Annotated in this window: 7 protein-coding genes; all 7 read left to right on the forward strand. The window is 38.4% G+C overall.

What is annotated here, in order from left to right; genetic code table 11:
* Positions 1 to 20: 20 nt before the first annotated feature.
* The 7 genes from ureG (at position 21) to V7266_RS24375 (ending at position 8,495) form a co-directional block, all read left to right on the forward strand.
* Positions 21 to 632 (forward strand): urease accessory protein UreG, encoded by a 612-nt coding sequence (gene ureG / locus V7266_RS24345; RefSeq protein WP_335471726.1) that lies wholly within the window; start codon positions 21 to 23, stop codon positions 630 to 632.
* Entirely contained in the window at positions 633 to 1,451 is an 819-nt protein-coding gene (locus V7266_RS24350; RefSeq protein ID WP_335471728.1) for an urease accessory protein UreD, read from the forward strand.
* Positions 1,452 to 1,526: 75 nt separating this feature from the next.
* Positions 1,527 to 1,982 carry an SRPBCC family protein gene (locus tag V7266_RS24355; protein WP_335471729.1) on the forward strand — a complete coding sequence of 152 codons (456 nt, stop codon included), beginning with the start codon at positions 1,527 to 1,529 and terminating at the stop codon, positions 1,980 to 1,982.
* 69 nt (positions 1,983 to 2,051) lie between these two features.
* Positions 2,052 to 2,987: a dipeptidase gene (locus V7266_RS24360; RefSeq protein ID WP_335471730.1), complete on the forward strand. Its 936-nt coding sequence runs from the start codon at positions 2,052 to 2,054 to the stop codon at positions 2,985 to 2,987.
* A 240-nt stretch (positions 2,988 to 3,227) separates the two neighbouring features.
* Complete coding sequence (locus tag V7266_RS24365) at positions 3,228 to 5,567, forward strand: helix-turn-helix domain-containing protein (RefSeq protein ID WP_335471731.1); 2,340 nt, start codon at positions 3,228 to 3,230, stop codon at positions 5,565 to 5,567.
* A 277-nt stretch (positions 5,568 to 5,844) separates the two neighbouring features.
* Entirely contained in the window at positions 5,845 to 7,251 is a 1,407-nt protein-coding gene (locus V7266_RS24370) for an MFS transporter (RefSeq protein ID WP_335471743.1), read from the forward strand.
* A 56-nt stretch (positions 7,252 to 7,307) separates the two neighbouring features.
* Complete coding sequence (locus V7266_RS24375) at positions 7,308 to 8,495, forward strand: amidohydrolase (RefSeq protein ID WP_335471733.1); 1,188 nt, start codon at positions 7,308 to 7,310, stop codon at positions 8,493 to 8,495.
* Positions 8,496 to 8,562: the final 67 nt, after the last annotated feature.

Genomic DNA, 8,562 nt, shown 5'->3' on the forward strand with positions numbered 1-8,562 from the left:
AAAAGAAAGAAGGGGAGAAGATGGAGCCCATTCGAATTGGAATTGGCGGACCGGTTGGAGCAGGAAAAACCATGCTGGTCGAGCGATTAACAAGACATCTTAATGAAGAATTTAAAATGGCGGTCGTAACGAATGATATTTACACAAAGGAAGATGCCCAATTTTTAATTAAAAACAGTGTGTTGCCAGATGACCGAATAATTGGGGTCGAAACCGGAGGCTGTCCGCATACCGCGATACGGGAAGATGCATCGATGAATTTTGCGGCGATTGATGAATTAAAGGAAAAACATCCTGACCTTTCGATTATTTTTGTCGAGAGCGGAGGGGATAACCTGGCTGCTACTTTTAGTCCTGAACTAGTCGATTTTTCTATATACATTATAGATGTCGCTCAGGGGGAAAAGATCCCGCGTAAAGGCGGCCAAGGGATGATTAAATCTGATCTGTTTATTATCAACAAAATCGATCTGGCACCGTATGTAGGGGCTAGTTTGGAGGTCATGGAATCAGATACAAAGGCAGCCAGAGGCACCAAACCATATATTTTTACGAATTTAAAAACTGATACAGGTCTAGACCAGGTAATTGATTGGATAAAAATGAATACGTTGTTGGTAGGATTGGGATAGGTGGAAACGCGGACTGGATACCTAAGTCTATTGGCCGCAAAAAAAGGGGATCACACCATTTTAAAGGACTCTTATTCCGAAGGGGCTTTTAAAATCACTAGACCCGTTTACCTGACCACAAGCGGCGAGGCCTATTTTTATATTATGAATCCTGGTGGAGGCTACGTTGAAGGGGATACCTATAAAATCGATATTGGTGTAGAAGAAGCCGCAAGCGCGGTTGTAACAACCCAATCGTCTACTAAAATTTATAAAACACGAAATCGACCGGCTTTTCAGGAGACAAACATTTATTTAAAAAGTGGAAGTATCTTAGAATATCTTCCAGACTCTGTCATCGCCTATCAGAATGCTCGTTTTAAGCAGACGATGGTGGTGAAGATGGAGAAAGATTCATCGTTTATTTGCTCGGACATCTTTACCCCGGGCTGGGCTCCTGATGGAACTCTTTTTCAATATGATTTCCTCCAGTCCAAAATGGAAATTTATATGGAGGATCGTTTGGTACTTTTTGATCATGTTCAATTACAACCCGACAAAGATATTGACGGGATTGGCATGATGGAGGGTTATACTCATTTTGGGTCAATGATCGTTATTGACCATCGGATTCATTCAGCTGTGGTTGAGGAGCTGCAAGAACGGTTTGATTCGTACTTGGATGCCAGAATTGGAATATCGATGTTGGGGGTTCCGGGTTTTGCGGTAAGAGTTTTAGCAAATTCGACACAGGGGATTGAAAAGGTTCAATCCATCTGTCATGAATCCATCCGACGGAGCATATTGAAAACAGATCCTGTTTTTTTAAGAAAATATTAATCGGCAGATGGTTTGGACCATCGCCGATTTTTTCTTTATAATAGAGATAGTACAATACCAGTTTTGGAGGGCCTTATGACTAAATTATTTGTGGACAAGACAATTGGCATTAATGCACCTGCTTCAAAGGTTTGGGATGTTTTAACAAGAAGTGAATTAAATTGTCAGTGGGCAGTCGAGTTTTCAAGCGGCGGGCCGGAGTTTCACCTTGAATCGACTTGGGAGTTAGGAAGTCCGGTCTTTTGGAAAGGCCAGGACGGGACTGTGATTGTGGAGGGGAATGTAACCGCTGTCCAGCAGGATCAACTTCTTCGGTTTACTGTTTTTGATGTTCGAATGACAGAAAGACCGACTGTTACTGAAGAAGATGGAATTACCTTTCAGTTGGCTGAAGATGAAGGCCAAACAACGCTTCATATTTTACAAGGGGATTTTTCAGCGATGACAGATGGTGCGAAATACCGTGATGCTAGTGCTGACATCTGGGATAAGGTTCTGCCGAAAGTAAAAAGAATGGCTGAGGAAGATTAATGGCTAAGTATTTTTATACTTGGCCTTTTTTTATTGTGGTAAACTTTTTATAAAAAGGAGTTTTGGAATATGAATATAATCGATTTGCATTGTGATGCTTTGATGAAACTCCAGGAAGCAAAGGGAGCTCTAAGATTTGCAGATGCAAAGGAACTCGACACCAATAAGAATCGGTTACAAGCGGGCCAAGTCAAAGTGCAATGCTTTGCGATTTTTATTGAGCCAGAAATTAGAGGTGATCAGAAATTCCAAGTCGCTCTTGAGCAAATTGATTATTTTTATAAGGAAGTGCTCGGTCGTAATCCGGATATGGTCCATATCAAAGAGTGGTCGGACTTTGACCGTTTGAAGCTTGGGCAGATAGGAGCGATGTTAACACTTGAGGGCGTGGATGCCATCGGCAATGATTTGGCTAAGCTTCATATTCTCTATCAGTTAGGAGTTCGGTCAGTGGGATTAACCTGGAACCAAGCAAATCTTGCTGCCGATGGAGCTGGGGAACCGCGCGGCGGAGGGCTGACACTGTTTGGCAAGGAGATTGTTGAGTTTAATAATCAACATCAAATTCTTACGGATGTATCTCATTTGAGTGACAAAGGAATTTGGGATGTGATTGAATTAGCAAAGTATCCGATCGCCAGCCATTCCAATGCCCGCTCTCTTTGTAACCATCCTCGGAATTTAACGGACGAACAGGCGAAGGCGATGTTTGCACGGGGGGGATTGGTCCATGTGGTATATAATCCTCCGTTTATTAAGGAAAGTGGAGAGGCGGCTATTTCAGATTTGGTCAACCATATTGATCATTTTTGTTCCTTAGGCGGCGTGAAGCAAATTGGCTTGGGTTCTGATTTTGATGGTATTACTTCCTTTGTCAAGGATTTGGAAGATGCCTCTAAGAGTCAAAATCTGATTAATGAATTGTTGAAGCATTTTAAAGAGGAAGAGGTACGAGGCTTTGCCTGCGAAAACTTTCTTCATCACCGTCCGGGGATGGGGCGTTAATTTGGATTAAAACAGTTCATCATTTTAAGAGCTTCAAACCCTTAAGAAAGAAGGGTTTGAAGCTCTTTTGTTCTTTATTAACCCAGCCGCGAAGCTCTTTTTTTGAAAAGGGCTGTTTCTTCAAAATAAACGAAGGAAATAGTAAACATAATACATCTCAAGCTGTTTTTATAAATATCGTTATTTAAATATATTATATGGCACAGGTTCAAAACAGATCGGAAGAAGAGAGGGCAAGGAATGGAAAACGTTGAGGACTTTCAATTGCACTTACAAAACATAGAATTCCTATCATCAAGAATCTACCCAGGAATTGAGATTCTTCTAGTACTTGATGGAGAGTTAATTGTTGAAATGGATAGCGGATTTTTTCAGCTGCAAGAAAATGATCTGCTTGTGATAAACCGGAATCAATTATATCAAGTGCGCGCTGTAAAGAAAAATACTGTGTTAACATTGAGTATACCAGATACATTTATTTCGAAGTATTATCAGGAGTACCGTCATTATCATTTTAATTTATTTTCGCGGCAAGTTGATCGAGGAAAAGAAAATATTATTGTCCAGATGCGTAAATTTCTTTCTGAATTGTTGGTTGCCTATTGCAGACATGAAGAGGGGCGTCAGTTGGAATTACATATTTTAATTTGTAGAATTTTACTTACTTTGATTCTAAGATTTAAAGGGGGAAGAAACAATGTTGAAGAAATAACTGTCAAAAATCAGCGATTAAAAGAGATTATCGCCTATTTAAAGCAGCATTTTGACGAACCAATCACGTTAGAAGATGTAGCTAATCATTTTTATTTATCTCCCAGTTATTTGTCGCGATATTTTAAGCAGCAACTAGATATAGGCTTTAGCCGTTTTTTAATGAATATCAGATTAGAACATAGCGTAAAGGATTTACTCTATTCCAACGATTCCATCACCTATATTTCAATGAAAAATGGCTTCCCTAACACAAAATCATTTACAAATTTATTTAAAGAGATGCATGGAGAGACACCCCATTCTTTTCGGGAAAAGAACAAGCAGGATCAAGTAGATTTAGTGAAGAATTATCAGTTGCAAGATTCTGGAACACTTCTTAGTTCCCCGGAAATTATAATGAAGTTAGGGGATTTACTATCAGAGGGGGATACTGCATCATCCTTGAGTAATACAGAAACTCACTTCGAGGAATTAATAATTGACTTATCTGCTGTAAACAGCAGCCTATTGGTTCATCCTTCCACTATTTTATCGATTGGTGAGTTGAGAGAACTACAAAAAGATATTGTCCGCAGGCAAGTGATAGTAGCTAAAAAAGGATTGAATATAAAGTATATCAGTATAAGTAAGTTATTAAGTGGAGGGACAATATCTTCGGCAGTTGAAACAGATGAATTAATACCGACAACATCGCCTTACTATAATTCAGACGAAGCCATTCAATTTATAAAAACAAACGATTTATCATTATTTATACAAGTAAATTATAGAGGCATCTCCTCAGATGAACATGCATACCTTCAAAAGCTTGAACATTTTTTAAGACATTGCTTGCAAGTATTTGGTGAAAAGTATGTAAGCTCCTGGTACTTTGTGTACTTAACAAATGATGAAGCTTTGGATCATAAAAGGTTAGAACGTTTCTATTTATCATTACAAAAATTATTGAAAACAATGGTTCCTTCTATTCAAGTCGGTGTATTATTACCATTTTCATTCCAAACAGGGGCCACAGATGACAAGCATAGATGGGTATTGCACCAAGAAGAGCAAATTGATTTTATTGCTTTTCAAGCGAATCCTAATGAAATCGTCGATTTTAAAGAATTAATCGATGATCAGTATCTATTAGCAAAAGATTTTATTAGAAAAAAAACGGAGAAAATAAAGCACTATTTAAAAAGTCACTCGATAGAAAAACCCCTTCATTTGCTTACTTGGAGTTCCTTCTCTGGAAATACGCGTTATACAAATGGAACCTTCTTCCGTGGAGCGTTAATATTGAATGATGCCATAAACGCAACGGACGATGTGAAATCACTCGGCTTCTGGATTAATTCTGAAATACATGAAAAAAGTGTTGGAGGAAAGAATATTCCACTAGAAGGAATGGAACTGTTTCATTATTTTAATGGAAAACGTCCTGCCTATTATGCCATGTCATTTTTCAACAGACTGCAAGGTAATATGATTGCAAAAGGGGATTTTTATATTATAACGGAAAATGAGCGAGGCTATCAGATTGTGTTAATGAACCACAATATTGTTAATCCCTATTTTTCAATTGAGGAAACTTTTTTACAAAAGTTAATGAAAGAAGTGCGAGTCACGATAAAAGGAATCCCCAGAGGAGAATATCAAATACGTAAATATATTTTTGATAAAGACCATGGGGCTTTGTATAAGAATTGGTGGCAAAATAACAGTAAATTTGGCATGGATTCCGAGATTATTGACTATATTACGCATTCAAGTCAACCATCTTTAGAAGTATTTGATGAAATGATTAACGATGAATGGTCGTTCTATTCTTACTTGTCCATGAATGCGATTCATTTTTTTGAACTAAGAAAAGTATTTCTTTAAATAAGAATGAATTTTTAAATATTTTTTACCTGAACAATCTGTTTTTTTACTTACTTTAAGCTATTTTCACGATAAAGGTAAAAAATATACCGTTAAATTTCGCCTAAATAATTTTCGCGTTTATAAATGCATGTATCAGATAGCTTAATTTGGATAAAAAATGGCTCCTTTTTAAAAGGAGTCTTTTTTATAATATAGACATACCACCGGTGTTATTAAGAAAAAATATTAACATGCACATTTTACTTATAAATAATGCATTTGAGGGGGTTAAAGAATAGAAACTTATAAACGTACAAATAAATTGATTACCGGGATTGTATTTGGCGTTATTACATTCTGGCTGTTTGCTCAAGCTATGGTTAACGTAGTGCCAGCCGTACAATCAGATTTAGGTATTTCACTTGGAACATTGAATATCGCAATTAGTTTAACTTCGTTATTTTCAGGTATGTTTATCGTAGGTGCTGGCGGTCTAGCGGATAAAGTTGGACGGAAAAAAATCACCTATATTGGGTTAATTTTGAGTATTATTGGATCCTTACTCCTTGTAGTAACTCAAGGGGCAGCGTTACTGATTGTTGGACGCATTATTCAAGGTCTTTCGGCAGCATGTATTATGCCAGCAACCATTGCTCTAGTGAAAGAATATTATGAGGGAACAGATCGTCAACGCGCTCTAAGTTACTGGTCCATCGGGTCTTGGGGTGGATCAGGAGTTTGTTCATTTGCTGGTGGCGCGATTGCAACCTATATGGGCTGGAGATGGATTTTTATCTTCTCGATTATATTTGCTCTCCTTGGTATGCTGCTTATAAAAGATACCCCAGAAAGTAAAGCAGAAACAAAAGGTGCTTTTAAATTTGACGTTGCAGGATTAAGCATTTTGATTGTTACCATGCTTGCCTTGAATCTTTTCATTACGCGTGGGGATGATTGGGGTTGGACAAGCGCTCTTACCTTAATTTGTTTAGCTGCAGCTGTAATTGGTATTATTGTTTTTGTCAAAGTAGAAAGAAACAATGCCATTGCTTTAATTGACTTCTCTTTATTTAAAAACAAACCATATGCTGGTGCAACTTATTCGAACTTCTTATTAAATGCGGTAGCTGGTACATTAGTCGTTGCCAACACGTATGTTCAAGTTGGGCGAGGATTTACTGCTTTCCAATCGGGGATGCTGTCAATTGGTTATTTAATCGCCGTTTTAGCGATGATTCGGGTTGGCGAGAAAATTTTACAAAAAACAGGTGCCAAATCTCCAATGATATGGGGAGCCGTTATTACTACTATTGGTGTAGCACTTATGGGATTAACCTTCTTACCAGGCGTTGCTTATACAGTTGTGGTGTTCATTGGTTTTGCATTATTTGGTTTAGGGCTTGGCATCTATGCAACTCCATCAACCGATACTTCTGTATCTAATGCTCCTTCAGATAAAGTTGGGGCGGCTGCAGGGGTTTATAAAATGGCAAGCTCACTTGGTGGAGCATTCGGGGTTGCCATTTCTGCAGCAGTTTATGGTGCCATTACAAATGCTGCTAGTGTTGAAGTTGCTGCAGCAGGTGGAGTTATCGTCAATGTCATTTTCGGTATCCTTTCGATCATTTCCATTATCGTAATGGTTCCAAAAAATGCAGGAAAAGAACATAAAGAAAAAGCACTCCACAAAAAGGCTAGTTAATGTTTCCATTAGTCGTACTAAAATAATGAGTAGGAATGTAATGGAGGTAAAAGAAAATGAAAGACAAATTGATGAAAATGTTAGAAGACCGTAAAGCAGAAATGATTGAAATTCGTCGATATCTTCATGAAAATCCCGAACTATCATTTGAAGAAGAAAATACAAGTAAATATATTGAAGAATTTTATAAAGGTAAAGATGTTGAAGTGCAAACAAATGTTGGCGGCGGACATGGCCTAATCGTGACCATAACAGGTGGAAAACCTGGAAAAACAATTGGACTGCGTGCTGATTTTGATGCCCTCCCAATTTTTGAAGAAACAGATGTACCGTTTAAATCGAAAAAACCAGGTGTCATGCATGCTTGCGGTCATGATGGACATACCGCTTACCTGATGGTTCTTGCTGACTGCTTAATTCAACTCAAGGATGAAATCCCAGGTAAGATTAAAATTATTCATCAACCTGCTGAGGAGGTACCGCCTGGTGGAGCAATCGGAATGATTAAATCTGGGTTACTGGATGATTTAGATCATATTTTCGGGATTCATTTACTGCCGCTTGGACCAGCAGGCGTTGTTGGCTATAACAGCGGTTACGTATTTCCCGGACGAGCCTACTTTAAGTTGAAAGTTCAAGGTACAGGGGGGCATGGTTCTTCTCCTCACTTAGCCAATGATGCCATTGTAGCTGCTTCCCATTTCGTAACAGCCATTCAAACGGTTATCAGCCGCCGCTTAAACCCATTTGATATGGGGGTTATTACGATTGGTTCATTTGACGGAAAAGGAACATTCAATGTGATTAAGGATAGTGTAGTGCTCGAAGGTGATGTCCGTGTCATGACAGATGAAACACGCGAATTAATTGAAAAAGAAATTCGCCGCATCGCCAAGGGAATTGAACAAGAATTTGATGTAACTTGTGAACTTACTTATGAACCAGATTATCCACCATTATATAACGACCCAGAAGTGACCGAGATGGTTGCTGGATTTTTGAAAAATGCAAATGATAAGGAAATTACGGAGGTAAAGGAATTCCCTAAGATGTCCCCGTCAGAGGACTTTGCACACTATGCGAAAAGATTTCCAGCGTGCTTCTTCTACATTTGCTGCACTCCAAAAGGAGTAGAAAAACCATACTTTAATCACCATCCAAAATTCGATATTGATGAAGATGCTCTATTAGTAGCTGCAAAAGCAGTCGGTCAAGTTGTTTGTGGTTATTACAAAATAGACTAACACCTCTAGGTCAATCATTAGATGAAAAGAACCTCTGCTATGAATTTCTGAACTGACCCGTTAAAAT

The organism is Neobacillus drentensis (assembly GCF_036965645.1).
Lineage (GTDB): Bacteria > Bacillota > Bacilli > Bacillales > Cytobacillaceae > Neobacillus > Neobacillus drentensis_D.